A 22638-nucleotide genomic window follows, 5' to 3' on the forward strand; every position below is an offset into this window, starting at 1 on the left:
CGCCTGATTAAGTCGGTGCGTCCGTTGGCATTTTTTGGCTTACCCGGCCCATGGAAACTAAGGGCGTGAGCCAGTTCCTGCGCTTTGGCATCAATGGAGTTGCCGGTGCGGGGGCCGACATGGGCGCTTTGTACCTGGCGCTGGCGTTGGGTTCGGGGCCGTACCTGGGGCGCCTGCTGTCTTTTCTGTTTGCGGTCTGGGTCACCTGGCGGCTGAACCGGCGGTTTACTTTCCGTGCCACGGAATCGGTTTGGCGTGAGTGGTGGCGCTATTTGATGGTCATGCTTGGCGGCGGCGTGATCAACCTGGGCACCTATATGGTGCTGTTGCAGTTTTTGCCTGAAGCGCGCTGGGCACCGGCCGTTGGCGTGGTGGCTGGCTCGCTGGCCGGCATGACTTTCAACTTCATTTCCGCAAAATATTTCGTATTTCGTGAGCTCCATGATTAATAAACTCGTCTACACGCTATCGCATTATTTCGCCTTACTGATCTTCCTGGGGGCATGCTGGGGAGTTGGCCGCGCCATGCTTTGCCGCTGGGCGTCGGAGGTAATCCAGCAGGAACCCGAAGAAGCCCTGCAATGGCATGCCATTGCAGCCACGCTCGGCATGGGACTGTACATATGCGTACTGCAATGGCTGGCTATCGCCGGACAGTTGCGCATGATTCCACTGGTATTGGTGCTGGTGCTCGGCCTCGGTCTATGCCTGGCTGAATGGCGTGCGCTGCAGGGCCGCTGGTGGGCCGCCATGGTTCCGCAATGGCGTGAAGCAAACTGGCCTGCGCGCGGCACCGCCTTGCTGATTGCCTTGATGGTTTTCCCGACCCTCGTCGCTCCTTTGTGTCCGCCAATAGTATGGGATGAGGTGATGTACCACCTGCCGCACGCTCAGGAATGGGCTCGGAGCGGCAGGCTGACTGTCAATGACTGGCTGCGATATCCGTGGTTTCCCTATAATGCAAACCTGCTGTTTGCCGGAGCCATGATCGCCTATGACGATGTGATGACCCACCTGATCAGCGCACTGATGGCGTGGCTTACCACCGTTTTGGTATATGTCACCGGCAAACGTTACGCTGGCCAAGGTGTCGCCAGCATCGCCACCCTTATCTACCTGTATTTGACGCGCAGCCTGTACGATAACGCGATGGTCGATGCCGCCGTCACGCTATTCATTTTTGCGGGCTGCCTGGTCTTCTATCGTTGGCAGCAGCAACCTCAGCGGCGCGCATTGCTGGCGATGGCTTGCTTCTTGTTGGGCGTTGCCGTCGGCATCAAGTACCAGGCGTTGCAGTTACTCCCCGTGCCGGCGATCGTTTTGTTGGTGCGGACACGTTCCCCGCGAGACTGGCTCATCGCGGCGGTCGCGCTGCTCCTGCCTTGCGCATACTGGTACGCCCGGAATTATGTGCTGACCGGTGACCCAGTCAATCCAATCGGTGGCAAGCTATTTGGTTTTAGCGATTGGAACCTGGGGGATTTCCAGCATCAATTCGAAGATCTCAAACGCAACGAGGGGTGGCCGGTGTGGTTTATCTGGCCAGCATTGTTGGCGCCTGTGATCGCCAGCGTGCGCCGCTTGCCAGGCGTGCGTGCCGGAAGCATGCTGGCGGCTCTCAGCATTACGTTGTGGTTGCTGAGCTCGCATTACCCGCGCTACCTGATGCCGCTCTATCCTGTCCTGGCACTGTTGGCGGCTGCAGTCTGGTACTGGCTTTTTGTCGCCGTATGGAAGCTGCTGGCCCGTGGGGAAACGTCGAAGCTGCAAAGCAAGGCGGTCGCAGTTTGTGTCGCCTTGGGGCTCCTGGCCGTTCTGCCAGGTGCACTTAAAACCGTACACAGGACCTGGAAGCTTGTTTCGCCGACAACTGCTGCCCGCGAGGCGGTTTTGCAGCAGAGGATTACCGGCTATCCAATGCTGGTCTATCTGCGCGAGCATCCGATGGGCCGTACCTACCAGTTTGGCCTGGAGGACTCAATCTATTACGCTCCACCGCGAACGGGCGGTGACCATTTTGGCCCGGGGCGCTATCGCGATCACGCCGATCTGCCTCCTGCTGACCTGGCCAAAGCCTTGCGTCGTTCCGGTTACGCCAGCCTGTTGATCCATACGGTGCGTTGGCCGGGCATCGAGACCAAGCCGGGATTCGCGCAGTTCTTTACGCTGGTACATCGGGACGGCCCGGTTTCCTTGTACCGGATTGCAGAACCTGCGCCGAGCGCCGCGCCGGCCAATTAACCGTAGATGCCGCCGGTGTAGAGCAGGTCGAACAGGCGTGCGATGGCGGCGATCAGGCCGAAGGCGCCAAACATCAGGGCGGCGACCAGCACGATCGCCAGCGGCCAGCGCGAGTTCGATTGCTTGCCGCTGCCAGCGTTGAAGGTGGCGTCCCACTTCTCGTCGGGCATCAGGCCCAGCACGAGGGCTTCGAGGACGCCGGCCAGGATCGACAGGATCAACGGCAGCAGCAGGAAGTAGGGATCGGCTTTCGGCCATAATGCAAACACGGCTGCGACGCCGAGCAGGCTGGCGGCGTGCAGCCAGCCCCATTTGTCAGCCAGGCCGCGCAGGTAGAAGCGGTGCAGGCCGATGCCGCCGGCAACAGCGGCGAGCAGGGTGGCGAATGTTTTGTTCTTGTGTAAAACAGACATGATTGCAGCCGAGAAGTCCGAAAAACCGGCAGTATCGCACAACAAAGCTGTTGCCGACGAGGCCAGTTCAGGGGATAATCCCGGATTGTCCAATTCCCCACCAATTTGATTAATCTTGCCGGTTGGAGTTAAAGCGCGCTATAATTTGCGGCTTTTTCCGACTCAGCACACTTTTTTGGAATTATTATGGTCGTTATTCGTTTAGCTCGTGGTGGCGCCAAGAAGCGTCCTTTCTACAACATCGTTGCAACCGATTCCCGCAATCGTCGTGACGGCCGTTTCGTAGAGCGTATCGGCTTCTTCAACCCAATGGCTACCGGCCAAGCAGAAACCTTCCGCGTTGCTGCTGACCGTCTGGCTTACTGGCAAGGCGTTGGCGCTCAGCTGTCCCCAGCTGTTGCCAAGCTGGTTGCTGGCCAGAAGGCTGCTTAATAGTAGCTTCAAGTTTTGAGCAGCAAGACCGCATCTGGGGCGCAAGCCCCGGCTGACCTGGTTCAGGTTGGCTTTGTTTCTGGTGCCTACGGCATCACCGGCGGGGTCCGTGTCCGACCCTTCTCCACCGAAGCAGATGCGCTGCTGCATGCCACCACCTGGTGGCTCGACAAGCCAAGCCTGCGTGACGTTGAAGTCAAGCGGGCTAAGCTGCATGGTGGCGACGTGGTCACCACGATCGTCGGGATGACGGACCGTAACGAAGCAGAAGCGCTGAAGGGTGCATCGGTGTTCGTGTCGCGCGCCGATTTCCCGCAGCTGGAAGACGATGAATACTACTGGGGCGACCTGATCGGCCTGGCAGTTCAGAATCAACAAGGCGAGAGCCTTGGCACGGTCGCGGACATGATGAGCAACGGACCTCAGTCCATCCTGCGCGTCGAGTACGAGGCCGAAGGTAAGGCGCAAGAGCGCCTGATCCCGTTTGTAAGCCAGTTTGTTATCAAGGTGGACAAGGACGCGAAGCAGATCATCGTGGACTGGGGCCTGGATTACTAATCCGGAACCGCACAATGCAATTCGACGTCATTACCCTGTTCCCTGAGATGTTCGCTGCCTTGACGCAGTCCGGCGTGACCCGCCGCGCGTTCGAGCAGAAGCGCTGGGGCCTGTCGTTGTGGAATCCGCGCGATTTCACCACCGACAACCACCGCACCGTGGATGACCGCCCATACGGCGGCGGCCCGGGGATGGTGATGCTGGCCAAGCCGCTGGAACACACCATCGCGGCCGCGAAGCAGCGCCAGGTGGTTTCCGGCCTGCCGGCGCCGCGCGTGGTGTACATGTCGCCGCAAGGCAAGCAGCTGACGCACGAACGCGTGATGCAGCTGAAGCAGGAGCCCGGCCTCGTGATCCTGTGCGGCCGTTACGAAGCGGTGGACCAGCGTTTGCTGGACCGCTGCGTCGATGAAGAAATCAGCCTCGGCGATTTCGTGCTGTCCGGCGGCGAGCTGCCTGCCATGGCCCTGATGGATGCCGTGGTGCGCCAGCTGCCAGGCGTGCTGAATACCGATGCCTCCGCAGTCGAAGACTCCTTCGTCAACGGCTTGCTGGATTCGCCGCACTATACGCGGCCAGAAATTTATGAAGGCGAGGCCGTGCCGCCCGTGCTGTTGGGCGGTAACCACGCCGAGATCGAGAAGTGGCGCCGCGAGCGCATGCTGGAGGCGACGGCGCGCAAGCGTCCCGACCTGCTGGTGAAGGCCCGCGAAGCCGGCCTGCTCTCGAAGAAGGACGAAAAGTTTTTGACGGGTTTATAAAAACCCGTTGTAGTACCGTGGCAGGCATGTTGCCTGCCGTGTTTCAACCCCATCCTCTACCGGGCATCTTTTTGGCGCCGGCAAGATGGTAATAGGAGTTTTAAAATGAACCTGATCCAGCAACTGGAACAAGAAGAAATCGCTCGCCTGGGCAAGAACATCCCTGAGTTCGCCCCTGGCGATACCGTGGTTGTCAACGTGAACGTAGTCGAAGGCACCCGCAAGCGCGCCCAGGCTTACGAAGGCGTTGTTATCGCCCGTCGTAACCGTGGCCTGAACTCGAACTTCATCGTTCGTAAAATCTCGTCCGGCGAAGGCGTTGAGCGTACCTTCCAGCTGTACTCCCCACTGATCGCTTCGATCGAAGTGAAGCGTCGTGGTGACGTTCGCCGCGCCAAGCTGTACTACCTGCGTGAGCGTTCGGGCAAGTCCGCACGTATCAAGGAAAAACTGCCAAACCGCAAAGTTGCGGCAACCGCAGCGTAATCCATACCCCGGTATCGGATTCGGAAAGGACGCCTTCGGGCGTCCTTTTTTTTCAGCTTGGTACAATGCCGCCTATGCCAAAAACACCTTTCGACCCGACTCAGCTACCGATTGAAGCGATTGCCGGCGAAGCCGCGGTGCTGCTGGAGCATCTTGCGCCGGATTGGCTGCGCCAGCGTTTTGCGCAGCCGCCGGAATGGACGCCCGAACCATCCGAGCCGCCGCTTGGCCTGCATCGCGGCGAGCCGACACCGGCTTCCGTGCTGGTGCCCTTGGTGCTGCGCGAGGACGGCGTCTACCTGCTGCTGACGATGCGCACGGCGCATTTGAACGATCATGCAGGGCAGGTGGCGTTTCCCGGCGGCCGTGCCGAGCCTGCCGATGCGGATGCGATCGACACGGCGCTGCGCGAAACCGAGGAGGAGATTGGCCTGGATCGCCGCCATATCGACGTGATCGGCACGCTGCCCTTGTATTACACCGGCACCGGCTATGCAGTGACCCCGGTGGTGGGGCTGGTGACGCCGCCGTTCGAACTGAAGGCCGATCCGTTCGAGGTGGCGGAGATCTTCGAGGTGCCGTTCCAGTTCCTGATGGATGGCGCCAACCACCAGCGCCTGGCGGCCGAACTTCCGAATGGCCGCCGCACTTTTTACGCAATGCCATACCAGAACTATTTTATCTGGGGCGCAACGGCCGGCATGCTGCGCAACCTGTTTCATTTCTTGCGCGCATAAGCTATCGTAGCGGGCATTGTGGTACTGCTAATCAAAGGATTTAGATGACTTTTCTCTCCATTCTCGTGGCCTTGCTGTTTGAGCAACTGAAGCCCCTGCGAGCGGACAACCCGATCTGGGCTGAATTCAAGCGCCTGGCCGTACGCATGGAGCAGTGGTTCAATGCCGGGCATGCGAGCCACGGCCGCATAGGCTGGTTCCTGCTGGTTGGCGCGCTGACGCTGCCGGCCGGCCTGGTGTACTGGCTGTTGCTGCGCTATAACCTGATACTGGCTGCCTTTGCCTGGAATGTGCTGATTGTTTACCTGACACTGGGCTTTCGCCATTACAGCCATTACTTCACGTCGATCCAGCTCGCGCTGAACGCGGGCGACGAGAGCCAGGCGCGTGCGCTGCTCGCAGAGTGGTGCAAGATCGACACCGTCGGCATGGAGCTGACCGAGATTTCCCGCATCGCCGTGGAAAAAGCGCTGGTCACTACCCACCGCAATGTATTCGGCGTGTTCTTCTGGTTCCTGATGCCGCTCGGTCCTTGCGGCGCCATCCTGTACCGCGTATCCGAATACCTGGCGCGCGCCTGGAACGAGCCGGAACACATGCGCCAGGAAGCTTTCGGCATCTTTGCCGCCAAGGCCTTCTACTGGATCGACTGGGTCCCGGCGCGCCTGACTGCCGTAGCTTTCGCCGTGGTCGGCAATTTTGAAGACGCGATCTACGCCTGGCGCAATTTCGCCCACCGCTGGAAGGATGAGGCGATCGGCATCATCCTGTCGGCCGGCGGCGGCGCCATGGGGGTGCGCCTCGGTACCCCGAATGAAAATGCGGCCAAGATCATCCCGTCCGATGCGGCGACCGTGGATATCAGCGACATGGAAGTGGACCAGCTGCCGGGCGACGAGCCGGGCGTGCGCGCCCTGCAAAGCACGGTCGGCCTGGTATGGCGCGCGTTGTTGCTGTGGATGATGCTGCTGCTGTTGCTGTCCGGAGCGGTGTGGCTCGGCTAAAATGACCTGAACCCGGAGCCCCGTTCAAGTCTTCTATAAGATATAATACTGGGGTTCCTTACAGCAACCGGGTTTCAGGTATATGGCCAGCGAGTTCTTCATTCTTGGGCTTACGACCGACGGCAAACAATTCCGTCCAAGCGACTGGGCGGAACGACTGGCCGGCGTGCTGGCGTGCTTCCGCCCGGAAGGCTCTGGCGGCCGCCACGCCCACCTGCAGTTCTCGCCTTACGTCACGCCGACCGTCGTCAATGGCATCAAGGCCGTCGTCGTCAACGAAGGCCTGCGCGAAATCCAGCCGATGGCTTATAACTTCGTTAAGGAATTCGCCAAGGATAACAAGCTGCAGGTCGTCGAGGCTTGTCTGATACCTGACGAAAAAGCTTAAGTGTCGTAGGATAGGGTTTTGCCAACATGAGCAGAACCCCATGCAAATCAAATACGTCGCAGCGCTGCTGCTGACCGCTTCTTCAGCTTTCGCCCAGACCTTGCCCGCCGGTGTCGCCAAAGGCCCTTCGGTCGAAGGCATCACCGAATACCGCCTGCCCAACGGGCTCAAAGTCCTGCTGTTCCCCGATGCATCGAAACCGACGGTGACCGTCAACGTTACCTACCTGGTCGGCTCGCGCCATGAGAACTATGGCGAGACCGGCATGGCGCACTTGCTGGAGCACCTGATGTTCAAGGGCGCGCCTAACCATCGCAATATCCCGCAGCAGTTCTCCGAACGCGGCATGGAATTCAACGGCACCACTTCGCTGGACCGCACCAACTACTACGAAGTATTCCAGGCCAGCCCGGAAAACCTGAAGTGGGCGCTGGACATGGAAGCTGAGCGCATGACCAAATCCTTCATCGCCAAGAAGGACCTGGATTCGGAAATGACCGTGGTGCGCAACGAGTACGAGAGCGGCGAGAACAGCCCGTTCGAAGTGCTGTACAAGCGCCTGGAAAGCATTGCTTACGACTGGCATAGCTACGGTCGTTCCACCATCGGCAACCGCAGCGATATCGAGAACGTCAAGATCGAGAACCTGCAAGCCTTCTATCGCACCTACTACCAGCCGGATAACGCGGTGCTGCTGGTGGCAGGCAAGTTCGATCCTTCGCAAACGCTGGCCTGGATCAGCAAGACTTTCGGCGCGATCCCGAAGCCGAAGCGCAAGCTGCCGCAATTCTGGACCGTGGAGCCGACCCAGGACGGCGAGCGCCAGTACGCAGTGCACCGCAAGGGCGACGTGCAGATCGTCCTGGTGGGCTACAAGATTCCATCGGGCCTGCATAACGACGCCGATCCGCTGGCCTTCATGGGCCAGGTGCTGGGCGACACGCCAAACGGCCGCCTGCACAAGCAGCTGGTCGAAACCGGCAAGGCGGCACAGGTGTTTGCCATGACCCAGCCCGGCATTGCGCCAAGCCTCCAAGTGTTCGGCGCCGTGGTGAAGATGGGGCAGCCGATCGGGTCGGTGCGCGATGAGCTGATTGCCGCAGTGGAGGGCTTTGCCAAGGCGCCGCCGACCGAAGAGGAAATGGAGCGCACGCGCCGCGAATACAGCAACTCGATTGAAAAGGCGCTGAACAATCCGCAGCAGGTGGGCGTGGCCCTGAGCGACCATATTGCTCTGGGAGACTGGCGGCTGCTGTTCCAGGGCCGCGATGGACTCGCGTCCATCACTTCGGCGCAGGTCGCAGAAGCGGCAGGGCGCTACATGAAGCGCGATAACCGCACTGTCGGTACCTTCGTTCCTGACGACGCGCCTCAGCGCGCGGAAATCGGCGCGGCGCCGACGGCGGCCGAACTGCTCAAGGACTACAAGGGCAAGGCTAGCGCACTGACGTCCGAGAATTTCGATCCGAGCCAGGACAACATCATGGCGCGCACGGAGCTCAAGGAAATCGGCAATCTGAAGCTGGCGCTGCTGCCGAAGAAGAATCGCGGCGAGACCGTGGCGTTGGACATGCGACTCCATTGGGGCGACGAAAAGAACCAGTTCGGCAAGCAGATGCTGTCGGCGGCAGCGGACCAGATGCTGGCGCGCGGCACCAGCAAATATTCGCGTGCGCAACTGGCCGATGCGATGTCGAAGCTGAAGATGAGCGGTTCGCTGTACCACTTTGAAACGACGCGCGAGCACCTGCCTGCCGCGCTGCGCCTGGTGGCGCATGTGCTGAAAGACGCTTCATTCCCCGAGACGGAGTTCGAGCAGATGCGCCAGCAATGGATCGTCGGCATCGAGGCTTCGCGCAACGACCCGCAGGCGATGGCCGGCAGGAAGCTGGCCGAATACTTCGACCATTGGCCGAAAGGCGATCCGCGCAGCGTGATGACGCTCGACGAACAGGTCGAGGCGGTCAAGGCGATGAAGCTGGCCGATGTGAAGGCTTACCACGCCGAGTTCTACGGCACCTCGCGCGGCGAGCTGTCGGTGGTAGGGGATTTCGACAAGGCTGAACTGGTCAAGGTGGCGAGCGAGGAACTGGCGGGCTGGCAAAGCAAGGCCGCTTACACGCCGATCCTGGACAAGCATGTCGAGAAGGCGCCGACCCGCATCACGCTGGATGCACCGGACAAGGAAAACGGCATGTTCGCGGCGCGCATCAACATCCCGCTGCGCACGGATGACCCGGACTACGCCGCACTGGAGGTGGCGAACTACATCTTCGGCAATGGCGGCCTGAAGTCGCGCCTGATGGACCGGATTCGCCAGAAGGAAGGCTTGTCCTACGGCGGCGGCTCGTCCCTCGATGCGGGCGACCGCGACGATGCGGGCGGCTTGACCATTGAAGCGATCGCAGCGCCGCAGAACATGGTCAAGCTGGAAGCTGCCGTTCGCCAGGAACTGGAGCGCGCCGTGAAGAGCGGCTTCACCGCTGCCGAAGTGGCAGGCGCCAAATCGGGCCTGATGCAGCAGCGCGTGCAGAACCGTTCGAAGGATGACGTGGTGGCTGGCGCCTGGTCGCACTTCCGCTACCTGGATCGCACTTTCGTGTGGAGCAAGGAGTATGAGGCGAAGCTGAAGGTGTTGACTGCGGAGCAGGTGAGCGCGGCCTTCCGCAAGCATATCGATCCTGCCAAGCTGTCGGTGGTGATCGCCAGCGACGCATCGAAAGCCAAGCGATGAAAAGGGCGCTTGCATTGATACTGGCGCTGGCGGCGGGCACTGCGCTGGCCGGTCCTCCGAACCAGTTATACCTGATCAAGCCGGACGGAAACGCTGCGCCGCTTGCGCGCATCGTTTCCGGCGGTTTCGAGTCCCTGAGCCTGGGCGACGACGAAACGGGCAAGCCGCCGCGCTCACTGCATGTCTATCTCGGCGCCCGGCATGCGGGCAAGGTCAAGGTCGGGGCGGCAGCAAGCCCTGACGACAGCGGCTGCAGCGATGGCGAAAGCCTGGCCCTCGCGCCACTGGCCGGCAGTGAGGTGCCGGGCAGCGGCCTGGCCACATCGCGGCCATTGACCTTGCGGCCGGCACGTCCTGAAATTGCCTTGACGCCGACAGACCTGCGAGGGCTTTCCCAGCTTGCCAGTGCGTGGATGGAAAAGCACGGCGTCAAGCGCAAAGATCGTATTGCCGCATTAAAGACACTGGAGGCGAACGACGCCGGCCAGGCCGTGGCGGTATCGATCAACTACGACAATATCGATGCGAACCAGATGGTGACCCTGTTCTTCCTGGCTGAAAAGCGGGCGGGCGGGGAATTTTCAATGGTGTATGAAGACTCTTACGTCGGTCCTCATGGCGAGGCGGAAAAGGCGAACAAGAAGTACCTGGAACACCTGGACCTTGATGCGGATGGCGTGGATGAAGTCGTGATTTCCGGCAGCGCTTATGAGTCCTGGTTCTACAGCATACTGAAACGGCAGGGCGGCAAATGGGTGGCGGTTCACTCCCAGGACGGCGGCGGTTGCTGAGCATCAGGGCGTGCTGAGCTCCGCCACGAAATCGTACATATCGCCGCGGAAGATCGAGCGGCAGAATTCCACTGCGCGGCCATCGCGCAGGAAGCCAAGGCGTTCGACGGCCAGGCCGGCGTCGCCTTCCTTGGCCTGCAGCAGCTTGGCCTGTTCGCCTGTCAGCAACAGGGCGGACAGGCGCTGCAGCGCGCGTACCGGCCTGTGGCCCGCCGCTTCCAGCGCCTCGTACATCGACACATCCACTGATTCCAGCGACGGCAGCGCATCGGCAACGATGGTCGCGTACTCGACGCACATCGGCACTTCGTCCGCAAAGCGGATGCGGTGATAGCGGTAGACCGGTGCGCCCGGGCTAAGCCGCAGGCGCAGCGCCTCTTCCGGCGTTACCGTGCCTTCCGATTTCTTCAGCCACACGCTGCGCGGGGTACGGCCGCGCGAACGCATATCCTCCGAGAAGGACGTCAGCTTGGCGAAGTTCTTTTCAATGCGGGTGTTGATGAAATTGCCGGAACCTGGCCGCCGCACGAGCAAGCCTTCGTCCACCAGGCCGTCGATGGCCTTGCGTACTGTGATGCGGGAGATATTCAGGTCGGCCGCCAGCACACGTTCGGCAGGCAGGGCCTCGTCGGGGCCGAACACATGCAGGTTGATCGCTTCACGCAAGGCGCGTTGCAGAAGCTGGTAAAGCGGCTGGCTACTGGTCTGCACCAGGTCTTGCATGATCTGCGCGAGCGATGCCATTTAGTCTCCCTTTGTGTGCGGCTGATAATACCAAAAAAAGACCTTATGACCAGCGGTATGCTGCCACCTGCATCCGGCTCCCTCCTTGGATAGCGCTAACAGCAGGGCTTTCTGGCCAAAGTGGTATGTCTTTTCAGTACAACATATGAAAAAAATATGCAAATTGGTAGTGTTCTGGTATTCAATCGGGGTATATTGGCGTCCAATTGGTTTGAACGTGGTTTTAGAAACTGGTAACAACAGACCGGGCTTTGAGACAGCCCATACTTAGGGGGAGTAAATGAACCGCAATATGACACCGATCGCGACTGCAGTCGCCATCCTGACCGCCACCACCGGCATGGCGCAAGCACAGCAGGCTGCTCCGGCCGAGCAGAACGTCGTGATCGTGACCGGCGTGCGTGCCGCACTGGCACAATCGATCAACCAGAAGCGCAACGCCGACTCGCTGGTTGAAGTGATTACCGCTGAAGACGTGGGCAAGATGCCGGACAAGAGCGTGGCCGACTCGCTGCAGCGCGTGCCGGGCGTATCGGTTGCCACGGCCGGCGGTTCGGAAGGCGGCTTCGGCGAGAACGACCGCGTCAGCCTGAAGGGCACTCCCTCCAACCTGGCGCTGACCACCCTGAATGGCCACACCGTGTCGAGCGGCGACTGGTACATCTCCAACATCACCAATGGTGGCCGCTCCGTCAGCTACTCGATGTTCCCATCGGAGCTGATCGGCCGCGTGACCGTGCACAAATCTTCGCAGGCCAACCTGATCGAAGGCGGCGCATCCGGCAACGTCGACATTGAAACCCGCAAGCCTCTGAGCTTCAAGGATCCGCTGACCCTGATGGGCGCCGTGACCGGCGTGTACAGCGAAGGCTCCAAGAAGACCGATGCGCAGTTCAGCGCTCTGGGCAACTGGAAAAATGAACAGAACAACGTGGGCGTGCTGGTCCAGCTGTTCGATGAAAAGCGTACCCTGCGCCGCATCGGCCAGGAATTCCTGTGGTGGGACAAGCTGAGCGCAGGCTATGCGCCGCAGTGGGTGGCCGCCAATCCTGAAGTGGAAGGCAAGTACATCTCCCTGCTGACCGGTACCGCCATGTTCAACCAGGAGCGCGAGCGCAAGGGCGGCATGATCGACGTGCAGGTCAAGGTCAACAAGGAGTTTGACTTCGACATCAACGGCTTCTACACCCGCCTGGATGCGGACAATATCAACGCCAACTTCATGCTGGCGCCATACCAGCCGCTGACCAACAACTGGTCCGGCGTGGGCGGCGTGATTCCTTCCAAGTGGACCGTCACCGGCGACACCATCACTTCGATCACCTTCCCAAGCACCTGCCCGGTGGCGGACTGCTCGAAGATGGGCCCGTCGGTGCAAGACATCATTGCCCGTCCTGGCTCCTATAGCGATTCGAAGTTCGTCAACTTCGACTTCAACTACCGTCCTACCCAGGACCTGAAATTCAAGGGCCAGATCGGCACCACCCGCGGCACCGGCTACGCCCGCGACTACGGCTACGAAGCCTGGCTGGCTTATTCGGGCAGCAGCCTGACCACCCACGGCCTGGATTCGCCAGCCACCGTGACCGTGGATAACGCCGGCACCTTCAACCCGCGTACCGGCGCCGACTTCTTCGGTGGCTGGGCTTCCGACGTGACCGCGAAAGACAAGGAAACCTACGGCCAGATCGACGGCCAGTACAAGACCCAGTGGAATGGCGTGCCAACCCTGCATTTCGGCGTGCGCAACGCGAACCACGAGCGCTCCCTGACCTGGCTGGGCGGTACCGTTGCAGCTGCAGGTTCGCAGCTGGCCAACCGTCCTACCGGCTTGACCAGCTTCCCGAGCAGCCCTCTGCCTAACCTGCTGAGCAATGCGTGGACCTTCGATGCCGAGTCGATGAAGGCCTGGGGCGACAAGTATGTCAGCTTCGCCAACCACGCCTATCAGAGCGAATTCCTGATCAAGGAAAAGGCCACGGCAGCCTACGTGATGGGTGACCTGGAGTTCGGCAACTTCGGCGGTAACGTCGGCGTGCGCTTCGTGAAGACCAAGATCGACGTCGACAACGGTTCGCCGAACAATGTGTGGAACCCGACCCACAGCTCCAACACCTATAACGACTTCCTGCCAAGCATCAACCTGTACACCAACCTGACGCCGGACCTGAAACTGCGCGGTGCCGCCAGCCGTACCCTGGCTCGTCCAGACTTCGGTTCGCTGGGTGCACTGAGCCTGAACGACCTGACCTTCTCCGGTTCCGGCGGCAACCCGAACCTGCGCCCGATCATGTCGAACAACGTCGATGTGGGCCTGGAATGGTACTTCATGCCGAAGTCCCTGCTGGGCATGAACATCTACAACATGAACATGGGTTCTTACGTGACCTTCGGTTCCTCGAAGGCTGACTTCTTCAACCAGTCGGTTGGCAAGATCACCACCTACAACATGAGCTCCGCAGTGAACACCAAGGCCCGTGTACGTGGCGTGGAACTGCAGTATGTACAGGACCTGGGCAACGGTTTCGGCCTGAACGCGAACTACACCTATGCCGACGGCAAGGAAACCGCCGCAGCGCCGAAATCGGCCTGTGCCGACCTGGGTGACTGCAGCATGATCGGCACTTCGAAGAACTCCTATAACCTGGGCGTGTTCTACGAGACCAGCAAGTTCAGCGCGCGCATCAACTACAGCTACCGTTCGGCTTTCCTGAATGGCCTGGACCGCAACAGCGCAATCTACCAGGATGACGTAGGCACCCTGTCCGCAGCCCTGAACTACAACCTGACCGACAACATCACGCTGTCGTTGGAAGGCAAGGACTTGAACGATCCGACCCTGAAGTCCTACGCAACGTCCCGTGACCAGCCACGCGCGTTCTACAAGAACGGCAAGCAGATCTTCTTCGGCGTGCGCGGCAAGATGTAAATGATCCCGATGTGAGAGTGTTATGGCAGGGTTCCTCCGGGGCCCTGCCTTTTTTGTATCCGGAGTTCGAATGCGTAAAGTAATGCTGGCGGTGCTCGCCGCCTTCTCGACTGTTGCCGTCGCGGCGCCGGCAGTCGTCCATAGCCCCTATAAATACCTGTCGCCGTGGGATCCTGCGCAGGGCGTCCAGACCTGGGCCTTCGCAAGCGGCGAATGCGGCGAAGAGCGTTGGGGCGAGGTTGACGGCGCCGCTGTCGCAGCAGCCAACGTGTCGCGCTTCGTCCAGGCTGGCGTTGGCTATATCGTTTCGACAGGAGGGCAGGGCAATATCTTCACCTGCGCCACTGACGAGGGCATGGAGCTGTTCGTGTCGCGCTATATGTCGCCACAGCTGATTGGCTTTGATTTCGATATCGAACATGGCCAGACGGCCGCGCAAATCGATTCGCTGGTGGCGCGCATCGCCCTGGCGCAGAGGGCGCATCCGCAACTGCGGTTCAGTTTCACCATTGCCACCCATGCCGCTTCGGACGGCAGCGCGCGCAGCCTGAATGAAACGGGAGAACAGGTGCTGGCCGCCTTGCGCACGCATGGCGTGCAGGATTACGTGCTGAACCTGATGGTGATGGATTTCGGGCCGGCCAGCCGTAGAGTATGCGTAGTGCGGCGTGCCCGCTGCGATATGGCCGCTTCCGCCATCCAGGCCGCGCAAAATGTACATCACAAGTACAAAGTGCCGTTCGCACAGATTGAACTGACACCCATGATTGGTGTGAACGATGTGGCGGAAAATGTCTACACCCTGGACGATGCGCGCGCCACAGTTACTGCCGTGCGCAAGATGGGCATGGCGGGAGTCCATTTCTGGTCGCTTGACCGCGACCAGCCTTGCGGCAAGCCGTCCAAGGGGGCGGAAGCGAATTGCAGCTCGATGGCGAACGTAGCGGCGGGCTCCTACCGGCGCATCCTGGCGCCGGCTGCGGCAATTCCGCGGGAGGCTTCACAATGACTGCCGCAGCCCGTTACCAGTCTCTGGACGTCCTGCGCGGCCTGACGGTCGCGTTGATGATTATCGTGAATACGCCGGGTGACTGGAGCCACGTCTACTCTCCCTTGTTGCATGCGCCCTGGCACGGGTTCACGCTGACTGATTGGGTATTTCCGAGTTTCCTGTTCGTCGTTGGTAACGCGCTTGCGTTCACGCTTCCGCGCTATGAAGGCATGGGTGGCGCGGCCGTGCTGGCCAGGATTGCCAAGAGGACCATTACCATCGTTGCCCTCGGCCTGCTGCTATGCCTATTGCCCAAGCTGGGCGGGCCTTTAAGCGAGGTGCGCCTGCCGGGCGTGTTGCAGCGCATAGGCCTGTGCTTCGGCATCGCCGCGCTGGTGCTGCATTATCTCGGCGAGCGTGGTGCAGTGGTGTTCAGTGTCGTCGCTTTGCTCGGCCACTGGCTGGTCATGGCGCTGTTTGGTGACTATAGCCTCGAAGGCAATGCAGGCCGGGCTGTCGACCTTTGGATATTTGGCGCAGGCCACCTGTACCAAGGGGAGGGCCTTCCCTTCGATCCGGAAGGCCTGCTCGGAACTTTGCCCGCCACGGTAAATGTCATCGGGGGATATTTCGCAGGCCGCTACCTGCGCGGGCATGGCGCGACCGTGCGAACGCTCGGTGTGCTGGCCGGCGCTGGCGTCGTGCTGTCGGTATTGGCGCTGTGCTGGGCTCCGCTGCTGCCGATCAATAAGAAACTGTGGACTGGCAGTTACGTGCTTCTGTCGACCGGTACCGCGCTGCTCGTGCTGGTGGCGCTAGCGTGGATCATCGAAGTACGCGGCGCCAGGCGCTGGACCTACTTCTTCGAAGTGTTCGGCAAAAACACGCTGTTCATCTACATGCTGTCGCAAGTGGCTGTGGTAGCACTGGACAAAACCGGCACTTACGCGCCCTTGGCCGCAGCGCTGGAGCCGGTCGGCAGCCCTAGAGCCGCCTCGCTGGCGTTTGCGCTGCTTTTCATGCTTGCCTGCTGGCTGGTGGGCTATTGGCTGGACAAACGGAAAATCTACATCAAGGTGTAGTTTTCACGAACTCGAGGCGATTGTTTTCATATTTCCATTCGTTGTACGGTCCGAAGACTCGCAAGTTTTCCGGACTAACGGAAATCTGCTGCGCGCGCTTCAGTCGCCTGGACAGCGTTCCATCGCTTGGCGGGCCACTGGCCGGCCTGAACGAATCAAGCTTATACAGGCGTTGTCCATCAACGCTCACCATGGCCAGGGCGATCTCGCGCGGCGCTGGACTGAAGTAAATGCGCCTGACAGTCGTGTTTCGGTCCTGCAGATAGACACCGTCGTTGTGCCACTTTGCAAAAAAATAGTCGTCACATGCAGCCTTCGGCGTGTGCTTCCATTCACAGGCGAGCAGGATTTTCACATGGCGGTCATCCAGCCTTTTGATGGAGATGTGCGCCTTGTTATAGCCCCATTTGTCTGGTGACGAATGAAGGCTGTATTCGCCTTCCAGCTCCTGCAATGGGGAGCGTGGCGCGTTCTCGCGTGCGACGCTGCCGGAAGTTTCGTTCCAGATGTTACGCAGGTGATCCAGGAAGGCCGCGTTTTCCGGCAGCAGCAATGCGGCATCCGGCTTTGGCGTTCCGCCGCTTACCGGCTGGGCGGACGTGAAAACAAGTGCCTGTCCCCGCATCGCGTACTTGTCGTCGCCCTGGCGCATGATGGCTTTGATTTCCGATGGCTCCGACTCTGTTCCACAAGTCAGGCTGTATGCGACGGTTACTTCTGCGGTGCCATCGTTATTAAGATCTGTCACCGGGGCGGCATTGGGGAAGAATGTCGGCTTTGCTCCGGAACCTGCGGGACACTCTGCGCCATCCCGGACGATCCATTCCCGCGCCCCGTTCTTGTTGAACGACATGGCGGCAAGGTTGAAGGCCTTTCCAGCACCGCTTTTGGACGCCAGTTCCCGTTCGGTCAGCAGGAGCGTATGGTCGCCATGGTGGTCGCTGTAGCGAACCAACGATACGACTTGCTCGTTTGGCTTCAAGCCTTCCTTGAGCATGGCAGGGATTTCGGATGTGCAGCAAGCGGCCATTAAAAGGCCCAGGAGATTATTCATGAACTTGAGGGGCCAAGGGCAGATACACCAATATCTTTCCAGAAGAGTTACAGGCAACGCCAACAAGCTCTCGGCCAGACTTCGTGACCGTCGTCACATATTTTCTGCAATTGGCGCGGCTGGAGAGAATTGCTGTCGAATTCTTGTTCCTGTTCAGGAGATCGCGAAATTCCCTGGTGAGCCAGGGACGCGCGGCTTCGGGAACAATGAAAATTTCCCGGGCCGGCTCTTTGAGGGAGCTGAACCAGTCTTGTTCCTGCTCCAGCTCCGCGATTAAGGTGTGGAAGTCAGTGGGGCCAGGCACCCAGCCGGAGTCGTCGGGAGTTCCAAAGATCTCCCAGCGGGCGGATTTGACCTCCATCGGGAGATTGACGATTGCGCGCAACGCGGCAATGTCTTCCGACTGCGGCTTCGGGTCTCCGAAGGAGCATCCGCAGAGGAGGAAGATGGTGGCGGCAATGAGAATTCGATTCAGGGTTTTCAATTCTGGATTCCGATCCGGTTGAATACTGCCTCAGTCTTATCATGGCTGGCACTAATCGTTAGAGCGTGAAAACTGCGTGGATACTTTTCGCTCACACTGGAAACGTCTGGCCTTGCCTCAAACCTGAACTTGATGTTCGCATTGCGCTGGAGCGCAAATTCAAACACGTTCACGTTCGTGACCGGCTCGTGTTCCCGTTTCTCGGGAAAGGAGCCGGTCGAAACCAGGTCGGCGAAGAACGTCTTTGGCAAGCCCATACTGTACACACCGATGGGGAAATTCCTCGGGTGCACGGACAGTGTCGCGCTTTCCCAAGTACTCTTCGGAGTCTTGCGATGAAAGTCCACGGAGATCGACCTGAATCCAAAATTCTCCACTCCGAACCACAGTGCTGTTTTGATGGGAGCTCCTGGCTTCTTCGGCCAAAAGTACCTCCCCTCACCGAACACAGGATCGGATTCTTGCAGTGGCCTCTTGTTTTCGATCACCTCACGCATCGTTTGCGTAATGAGGGTCAAATGCTCCCGCTGTTCTGGCGACATCGGAACAGTGGTGGGAAGCTCCCTTGGGTCCATTTTGTCGAAGTTGACCGGGCCGCTTTGATCCATGTTTCTGGTTTCGGTGAATGGATTGCCCAAGTCGCGCGTACGTACCCAGGCAGTTGTGATTTTGGCGGTTGCAGGGTGTACGTATCGAACGCGCGTATAGGAATCGTCGCCTTCTAGGGCTGCGACCACGTCGCCTGCAACGAGCAAGCCCTTTCGTTCCTTAATGGCGCCGCCATCTTTGTCGTTAAATTTTGTCGTTCTCAGAACAACGCGAATACCGATGGCTGGCATCTTCTTCAAGATGGTGTAGCGTGTCGGATGGTCGTCGTCCGGGCCTTTGTCAAAAGTTCCAGCGGCGCTACCGCAACCGGCCTGCGGTTCGTCGGTCTGAATGATCCATTCTCCGTTCTTCTCCCAAACCCTGCCCGGGATGTCATCTTCCTTGCTTCCATCCTGAATGGGAAAAGAATTAATGACGATAGGAGAATTGGCTCGACGGCCGGTCTCCTTGAACAGGAAGCTGCAGGAAAAATGCAGGACCTGGTGCGTCATGCTGAAGGACCCGCGAATGCCTTTGTTGGAAGTGGTGGCGATCAGGTGCGAATGATCAAAGACCAGCAGTGTCTCGGTCGCGGCGGTGTTTACGGCCGAGGCGGGACTAGCTGCCAGGCATGCCAGCAGAAACGTCAAATGGGCTTGGATCTTCATTGATCGGTTTGCGAGAATTCAAACTGGCGAAAATCGTCGGACAGTATGCCAGTTGGCGAGCCCTCGACTTCCGGGTAATTGCTGAACTTGACCGCCAGCCTGCCATCCCGGATGGAATATGCGGAGAAAGCCGTCTCATTTTCCATATGATCGGGGAAAATCGAGCGAGAACAGCTCTCGACTTGCACCTTGCCGAGCACTTTGACTTTCGCATCGCTGATGCTCAGGGCATTCACGAACATCTCGCCACCCGATCCACACTGCCCCATGCCTTCGCCGCCGCTGCTGCGAACCACGGAATTGAACAGGACCACATTGCGTGACAGGTATGGCTGCAATGCCAAAGGCAGGAATCGGATGTATCTTTCCATGCCGATCAATTCCGGGCCGTAGTTCATGTCGATTCGTTCTACCGTATGCGAGCGGCCGTTGACTGCGATGCTGACAGTGCGGGCTTTCGGCTGATAGTCCAGCGTCAGTGTCCTGCCAGGCAGGCAAAGGGAGGCTCCTGGCTGCTGTTGCTTGGCGCCGGCCGCGCAACCGAAGTCTTTTAACCCGGTCGCTTGCGCAGAAAAAGCTGCGAAGCAAGCGAGTACTGTGATCATGCGCATCAGGTTACTCGCAAGTTTAGTCGTTGATATGTCTCGACGTGACGAGAGGCGGCCGCTCCCCCTCACAATAGCCGGCCTCAGTGCCTTTGCCTTCAGTTGCGGCGTTATCGATGCAGGTCAGATTGCCTGCGCCATTTCGCAAGTAGCTCGTGTGGATTTCCGCAGGTCCTTCCGAATTGTTGCCTATGCGTTCGGATTTCCAGTCAAATCGGTAACCGTTTGGAAGCGAGCGTAATACTGGAACCGGTTTTGCAACGGGCAGCGGCGCGCCTTGATTCGTGACCTCGTTATGCCAAATTGCACGCATCGAGGCCGTCTCTGCGTCGTAAATGAAGTAGTCGACGCTGGCTAAAAAGTGATTAGGACGATATTCGTATTCGTTGCAAACGCGTCGCAGCAGGGCATGTTTTGCCGATGCATCGATTACACGTAAGTTGTACTTGGCGCAGACCGTGCGCCTCGCATTGCGCGCTGCAGCGATGGCGAAGACTTGGACGCTTCCTTTGGAGCTGAATTCAAGATGGCCGCGCGACGGATCAAGTTTCATCCACAATCCGACGTCCTTGACCAGTGGCATAGCCAAGTCTTCAGGGGCCTCCGAATCCGAATAAAGCGAGATACGTGCCCATCGCTGCTTATCGTTATCACCTTGCTTGATGCGTTCGCTCATCGCTTCGCTTTCGCGCTGAAATTTATCCGCGGGGTTGGCAATGGCGGCGCAGCAGGCGAATGGCAGGATGATGGCGAACAGGATTCTCTTCATTGAAACAGGCGGCCTTGCCGGGACAGGCTGTCCCGGCAGCAAGCGCATTACGGCAGGGTAATCGTGACGTGGGCTTGTCGCGGCGCCATGCGCACGACGTCGTTATAGGCGCTCACTTGCTGCGCCGTATGGCTGGACAGCGAAGTGCGCAGGCCGATATACGCCAGCGCGGAAATCAATGCGAACACGGAGCACAGCACCCACAGCGGCAGGTCGCTGCGCAGCTTGTGCATGACCTGGTCGGGACGTTCGGCGTGCGGTGCGAAGCCGGGACGGCGGCCCTTCATGTGGGCGATTTCGTCGCCCAGGCGGCTGGTCAGGTAACCCAGTTTTTCCGAGCCTTCCAGGATGTAGCGGCCCTGGAAGCCAAGCAGCAGGCACATATGGAATACTTCCAGCGCTTCCACGTGCTCGCTGCTGCGGGTGCGCAGCGCATCCAGGCGGTTGAAGAAGTTCTCGCCGGCGAGCTGGTCGCCGAACAGGGTCAGTTGCAGCGGCTTCAGTTCCCACGCATCGCGGATGGAAAAGTGGGAGCGAAGGATGATCTCGTCGACCGCGGCGCAAAAGGCGTACTTGGCGGCGTCGATATCGTCGGCAGAGGCGTTCTTCTTGCGCGCATTGCGGCCGAAGTCGTCGAGAAAGCGCGTCATGCGCGACTGGAACTCGGCGTGGTCCTGCGGCGCGCTGCCGTTTTTCAGCATGAAGAGGGCGTAGAAGCCGTCGTACATCATGTCCAGCAAGGAGCCGCTGGCGGCCGGTGCGGCAACTGGTTCGGCGATAAGTGAAGGTGGGGCGATGGTGTTCATGTTCTGCTCTGATTCAGGAGTTCACGGCAATCAATTCAAGTCTCAATTCGCGCATGCCGGCCGGGGCATAGATTTCGATGGACTGGGCCTGCAGCATGCGCTCGTACAACGGGCCTTTGGAGTCCAGGGTGAAGTAGCAGGTGTCCGGGCGCACCGGCACCGCGGCCGGGACTTGCGGCGCATGTGCCAGCCGCACGCCAGGCATGGCGGAGAGCACCAGCTTTTCGACGTCGTCCGGTGCGCCGACCTTGAAGCGCAACGGCACGACTTCCACCAGTTCGACGGCCGGCATCTCGGCGCCGACAGCCAGGTAGAAGGTGGTGTCTTCGCTGATCTTGCCGGAATCGAGCATGCCGCGGTGGTGAGCCGGCTTCGGCTGCGACAGGGCGATGGCAAAGTAGCGCGAGGAAATCACGGTATCCAGCAGTTCGCGCACGATCATGTAAAGCTGCGAAAACGCGGGCCCCGGATCGTCGTGGCGATAAGGCGGCAAGTCCGACAGCGACCAGCTGCGCGAGTACGTCATCAGCGCGCCCGCCAGCGACAGCAGCTGTTCGTACAGGCGTTCCGGATGCAGCTCGGGGTTATGGTAGTAGTGCGACAGCGAAGCGAAGGCGGTGCTGGCGGTATGCAGCAGCCAGAAAGTGGACATGTCGCCGCTGCGGAATTCGATCACGTTGCGGCTAGGCTCGCGATGGTGGCCGTACAGCGCATTGACCTTGGCCTGCAGCGCATCGAGCAGGCGGCGCAGTTGCAGGAACAAGGGCTGGGCGGTGCGAATGGTCAGGCTTGGCGGCACGAAGCTCGGATCGAGTTCGAAGCCGCCGGTGGACAGGCGGCGCAGGCGCAGCAACGGCAGGCACACATAGCCTTCGCGCGGTTCGGCATCGGACACCAGGCGCAGGGATTTTTTCAGGTAGGCCAGTTCGGCTTGCGCAGCCTGGGTGTACAGGTCGGGCGTCTCGGCATTCGCTTGCGAGAAGCGGGCGCCATTCGCGGGCTGGCCGGCTTGCGCGAAATTGCCGCCGAAATGCTTGAACACGGGCAGGGCGGCGTACCAGGTCACGCTGTGCTGCGATTGCGCGAGCTGGCCCAGGTCGATCGCTTCCGGCAGGTTGTCATGGCCCGGCGCTTCAATCAATTCGCCATCCGGCAATACCAGCGACAGTTCGAGCAGGCGCAGCGTGTTATGCGCCAGGGCTTCCATGTCGATCGACAGGCGATCGACGCCCCACGCATACGGATGCACGGCTTTTACGCTGCGATGCAATCGGTGCTCGTGATAGCGGTCCTGCTGCTGGAAATGCTGAGGGCGCAAAAACAGACCTTCGCCCCATAACACCTTGCTGGCCATCTGTGATCCTTCTGATAAT

The 22638-nt window shown here is 59.8% G+C and carries 23 protein-coding genes; 14 read left to right on the forward strand and 9 right to left on the reverse strand.

Annotation, left to right across the window (positions count from 1 at the left end):
* Positions 1-65: 65 nt before the first annotated feature.
* Both ACN9MW_RS09500 and ACN9MW_RS09505 read left to right on the forward strand, forming a co-directional pair.
* The gene (locus tag ACN9MW_RS09500; RefSeq protein ID WP_426170230.1) at positions 66-449 is read left to right on the forward strand and encodes a GtrA family protein; all 384 of its coding nucleotides are present in this window, start codon (positions 66-68) and stop codon (positions 447-449) included.
* Positions 442-2241 carry an ArnT family glycosyltransferase gene (locus ACN9MW_RS09505; protein WP_426170232.1) on the forward strand — a complete coding sequence of 600 codons (1800 nt, stop codon included), beginning with the start codon at positions 442-444 and terminating at the stop codon, positions 2239-2241. Before ACN9MW_RS09500 ends, ACN9MW_RS09505 begins: the two co-directional genes overlap by 8 nt.
* On the opposite strand, the gene ACN9MW_RS09510 is transcribed toward ACN9MW_RS09505, so the two are convergent.
* Positions 2238-2654 (reverse strand): hypothetical protein, encoded by a 417-nt coding sequence (locus tag ACN9MW_RS09510; RefSeq protein ID WP_426170235.1) that lies wholly within the window; start codon positions 2652-2654, stop codon positions 2238-2240. The genes ACN9MW_RS09505 and ACN9MW_RS09510 overlap by 4 nt on opposite strands.
* 186 nt (positions 2655-2840) lie before the next feature.
* Here ACN9MW_RS09510 and rpsP point away from each other — a divergent pair, with 186 nt between their 5' ends.
* The 9 genes from rpsP (at position 2841) to ACN9MW_RS09555 (ending at position 10545) form a co-directional block, all read left to right on the forward strand.
* Positions 2841-3086, forward strand: a complete 246-nt coding sequence (gene rpsP, locus ACN9MW_RS09515) for a 30S ribosomal protein S16 (protein WP_057261569.1) — start codon at positions 2841-2843, stop codon at positions 3084-3086.
* Between the two features lie 15 nt (positions 3087-3101).
* Positions 3102-3644, forward strand: a complete 543-nt coding sequence (gene rimM / locus ACN9MW_RS09520) for a ribosome maturation factor RimM (RefSeq protein ID WP_426170238.1) — start codon at positions 3102-3104, stop codon at positions 3642-3644.
* A gap of 14 nt (positions 3645-3658) precedes the next feature.
* Positions 3659-4405, forward strand: a complete 747-nt coding sequence (trmD, locus tag ACN9MW_RS09525) for a tRNA (guanosine(37)-N1)-methyltransferase TrmD (RefSeq protein WP_426170241.1) — start codon at positions 3659-3661, stop codon at positions 4403-4405.
* Between the two features lie 105 nt (positions 4406-4510).
* Positions 4511-4891: a 50S ribosomal protein L19 gene (rplS, locus tag ACN9MW_RS09530; protein WP_426170243.1), complete on the forward strand. Its 381-nt coding sequence runs from the start codon at positions 4511-4513 to the stop codon at positions 4889-4891.
* A 74-nt stretch (positions 4892-4965) separates the two neighbouring features.
* On the forward strand, positions 4966-5628 hold the full coding sequence (locus ACN9MW_RS09535) for a CoA pyrophosphatase (protein WP_426170246.1): 663 nt from the start codon (positions 4966-4968) through the stop codon (positions 5626-5628).
* A 44-nt stretch (positions 5629-5672) separates the two neighbouring features.
* Positions 5673-6632 carry a CobD/CbiB family protein gene (locus ACN9MW_RS09540; protein ID WP_426170248.1) on the forward strand — a complete coding sequence of 320 codons (960 nt, stop codon included), beginning with the start codon at positions 5673-5675 and terminating at the stop codon, positions 6630-6632.
* 82 nt (positions 6633-6714) lie between these two features.
* On the forward strand, positions 6715-7020 hold the full coding sequence (locus tag ACN9MW_RS09545; RefSeq protein ID WP_055936782.1) for a DUF3579 domain-containing protein: 306 nt from the start codon (positions 6715-6717) through the stop codon (positions 7018-7020).
* Between the two features lie 40 nt (positions 7021-7060).
* Positions 7061-9754: a M16 family metallopeptidase gene (locus ACN9MW_RS09550; RefSeq protein ID WP_426170251.1), complete on the forward strand. Its 2694-nt coding sequence runs from the start codon at positions 7061-7063 to the stop codon at positions 9752-9754.
* Positions 9751-10545 (forward strand): hypothetical protein, encoded by a 795-nt coding sequence (locus tag ACN9MW_RS09555; protein ID WP_426170253.1) that lies wholly within the window; start codon positions 9751-9753, stop codon positions 10543-10545. Before ACN9MW_RS09550 ends, ACN9MW_RS09555 begins: the two co-directional genes overlap by 4 nt.
* 3 nt (positions 10546-10548) lie before the next feature.
* Here the strand turns inward: ACN9MW_RS09555 and ACN9MW_RS09560 are convergent, their stop codons facing one another.
* Positions 10549-11289, reverse strand: coding sequence for a GntR family transcriptional regulator (locus tag ACN9MW_RS09560; RefSeq protein ID WP_426170256.1), 741 nt, complete (start codon positions 11287-11289; stop codon positions 10549-10551).
* A 280-nt stretch (positions 11290-11569) separates the two neighbouring features.
* Here ACN9MW_RS09560 and ACN9MW_RS09565 point away from each other — a divergent pair, with 280 nt between their 5' ends.
* The 3 genes from ACN9MW_RS09565 to ACN9MW_RS09575 all read left to right on the forward strand — a co-directional run bounded on the left by ACN9MW_RS09565 (position 11570) and on the right by ACN9MW_RS09575 (position 16291).
* Positions 11570-14218 (forward strand): TonB-dependent receptor, encoded by a 2649-nt coding sequence (locus ACN9MW_RS09565; RefSeq protein WP_426170258.1) that lies wholly within the window; start codon positions 11570-11572, stop codon positions 14216-14218.
* 70 nt (positions 14219-14288) lie between these two features.
* Entirely contained in the window at positions 14289-15227 is a 939-nt protein-coding gene (locus tag ACN9MW_RS09570) for a glycosyl hydrolase (protein ID WP_426170261.1), read from the forward strand.
* Entirely contained in the window at positions 15224-16291 is a 1068-nt protein-coding gene (locus tag ACN9MW_RS09575) for an acyltransferase family protein (protein ID WP_426170263.1), read from the forward strand. The genes ACN9MW_RS09570 and ACN9MW_RS09575 overlap by 4 nt, the downstream gene beginning before the upstream one ends.
* Here the strand turns inward: ACN9MW_RS09575 and ACN9MW_RS09580 are convergent.
* The 7 genes from ACN9MW_RS09580 to tssK are packed head-to-tail and all read right to left on the reverse strand — an operon-like array spanning position 16281 to position 22619.
* Complete coding sequence (locus ACN9MW_RS09580) at positions 16281-17345, reverse strand: M949_RS01915 family surface polysaccharide biosynthesis protein (protein ID WP_426170265.1); 1065 nt, start codon at positions 17343-17345, stop codon at positions 16281-16283. The two genes, ACN9MW_RS09575 and ACN9MW_RS09580, sit on opposite strands and share 11 nt — an antisense overlap.
* Entirely contained in the window at positions 17338-17829 is a 492-nt protein-coding gene (locus ACN9MW_RS09585; protein ID WP_426170268.1) for a hypothetical protein, read from the reverse strand. Before ACN9MW_RS09585 ends, ACN9MW_RS09580 begins: the two co-directional genes overlap by 8 nt.
* Positions 17826-19085 carry a hypothetical protein gene (locus ACN9MW_RS09590; protein WP_426170269.1) on the reverse strand — a complete coding sequence of 420 codons (1260 nt, stop codon included), beginning with the start codon at positions 19083-19085 and terminating at the stop codon, positions 17826-17828. Before ACN9MW_RS09590 ends, ACN9MW_RS09585 begins: the two co-directional genes overlap by 4 nt.
* The gene (locus ACN9MW_RS09595) at positions 19082-19696 is read right to left on the reverse strand and encodes a hypothetical protein (protein WP_426170271.1); all 615 of its coding nucleotides are present in this window, start codon (positions 19694-19696) and stop codon (positions 19082-19084) included. The genes ACN9MW_RS09590 and ACN9MW_RS09595 overlap by 4 nt, the downstream gene beginning before the upstream one ends.
* Before the next feature lie 16 nt (positions 19697-19712).
* On the reverse strand, positions 19713-20459 hold the full coding sequence (locus tag ACN9MW_RS09600; protein ID WP_426170272.1) for a hypothetical protein: 747 nt from the start codon (positions 20457-20459) through the stop codon (positions 19713-19715).
* 47 nt (positions 20460-20506) lie between these two features.
* Positions 20507-21265 (reverse strand): type IVB secretion system protein IcmH/DotU, encoded by a 759-nt coding sequence (icmH, locus tag ACN9MW_RS09605; RefSeq protein WP_426170273.1) that lies wholly within the window; start codon positions 21263-21265, stop codon positions 20507-20509.
* Positions 21266-21278: 13 nt separating this feature from the next.
* Positions 21279-22619: a type VI secretion system baseplate subunit TssK gene (gene tssK / locus ACN9MW_RS09610; protein ID WP_426170274.1), complete on the reverse strand. Its 1341-nt coding sequence runs from the start codon at positions 22617-22619 to the stop codon at positions 21279-21281.
* Positions 22620-22638: the final 19 nt, after the last annotated feature.

Origin of the sequence: Pseudoduganella sp. R-34, assembly GCF_049904655.1 — a bacterium.
In the GTDB taxonomy this organism is placed as follows: domain Bacteria; phylum Pseudomonadota; class Gammaproteobacteria; order Burkholderiales; family Burkholderiaceae_D; genus Rugamonas.

What these genes read in the sequence shown, in the direction of transcription:
- ACN9MW_RS09505 (WP_426170232.1), top strand. Translation starts at nt 442, where the DNA reads ATGATTAATAAACTCGTCTACACGCTATCGCATTATTTCGCCTTACTG.
- ACN9MW_RS09510 (WP_426170235.1), bottom strand. Translation starts at nt 2,654, where the DNA reads ATGTCTGTTTTACACAAGAACAAAACATTCGCCACCCTGCTCGCCGCT.
- rpsP (WP_057261569.1), top strand. Translation starts at nt 2,841, where the DNA reads ATGGTCGTTATTCGTTTAGCTCGTGGTGGCGCCAAGAAGCGTCCTTTC.
- trmD (WP_426170241.1), top strand. Translation starts at nt 3,659, where the DNA reads ATGCAATTCGACGTCATTACCCTGTTCCCTGAGATGTTCGCTGCCTTG.
- rplS (WP_426170243.1), top strand. Translation starts at nt 4,511, where the DNA reads ATGAACCTGATCCAGCAACTGGAACAAGAAGAAATCGCTCGCCTGGGC.
- ACN9MW_RS09535 (WP_426170246.1), top strand. Translation starts at nt 4,966, where the DNA reads ATGCCAAAAACACCTTTCGACCCGACTCAGCTACCGATTGAAGCGATT.
- ACN9MW_RS09540 (WP_426170248.1), top strand. Translation starts at nt 5,673, where the DNA reads ATGACTTTTCTCTCCATTCTCGTGGCCTTGCTGTTTGAGCAACTGAAG.
- ACN9MW_RS09545 (WP_055936782.1), top strand. Translation starts at nt 6,715, where the DNA reads ATGGCCAGCGAGTTCTTCATTCTTGGGCTTACGACCGACGGCAAACAA.
- ACN9MW_RS09550 (WP_426170251.1), top strand. Translation starts at nt 7,061, where the DNA reads ATGCAAATCAAATACGTCGCAGCGCTGCTGCTGACCGCTTCTTCAGCT.
- ACN9MW_RS09555 (WP_426170253.1), top strand. Translation starts at nt 9,751, where the DNA reads ATGAAAAGGGCGCTTGCATTGATACTGGCGCTGGCGGCGGGCACTGCG.
- ACN9MW_RS09560 (WP_426170256.1), bottom strand. Translation starts at nt 11,289, where the DNA reads ATGGCATCGCTCGCGCAGATCATGCAAGACCTGGTGCAGACCAGTAGC.
- ACN9MW_RS09565 (WP_426170258.1), top strand. Translation starts at nt 11,570, where the DNA reads ATGAACCGCAATATGACACCGATCGCGACTGCAGTCGCCATCCTGACC.
- ACN9MW_RS09570 (WP_426170261.1), top strand. Translation starts at nt 14,289, where the DNA reads ATGCGTAAAGTAATGCTGGCGGTGCTCGCCGCCTTCTCGACTGTTGCC.
- ACN9MW_RS09575 (WP_426170263.1), top strand. Translation starts at nt 15,224, where the DNA reads ATGACTGCCGCAGCCCGTTACCAGTCTCTGGACGTCCTGCGCGGCCTG.
- ACN9MW_RS09580 (WP_426170265.1), bottom strand. Translation starts at nt 17,345, where the DNA reads ATGAATAATCTCCTGGGCCTTTTAATGGCCGCTTGCTGCACATCCGAA.
- ACN9MW_RS09590 (WP_426170269.1), bottom strand. Translation starts at nt 19,085, where the DNA reads ATGAAGATCCAAGCCCATTTGACGTTTCTGCTGGCATGCCTGGCAGCT.
- ACN9MW_RS09595 (WP_426170271.1), bottom strand. Translation starts at nt 19,696, where the DNA reads ATGCGCATGATCACAGTACTCGCTTGCTTCGCAGCTTTTTCTGCGCAA.
- ACN9MW_RS09600 (WP_426170272.1), bottom strand. Translation starts at nt 20,459, where the DNA reads ATGAAGAGAATCCTGTTCGCCATCATCCTGCCATTCGCCTGCTGCGCC.
- icmH (WP_426170273.1), bottom strand. Translation starts at nt 21,265, where the DNA reads ATGAACACCATCGCCCCACCTTCACTTATCGCCGAACCAGTTGCCGCA.
- tssK (WP_426170274.1), bottom strand. Translation starts at nt 22,619, where the DNA reads ATGGCCAGCAAGGTGTTATGGGGCGAAGGTCTGTTTTTGCGCCCTCAG.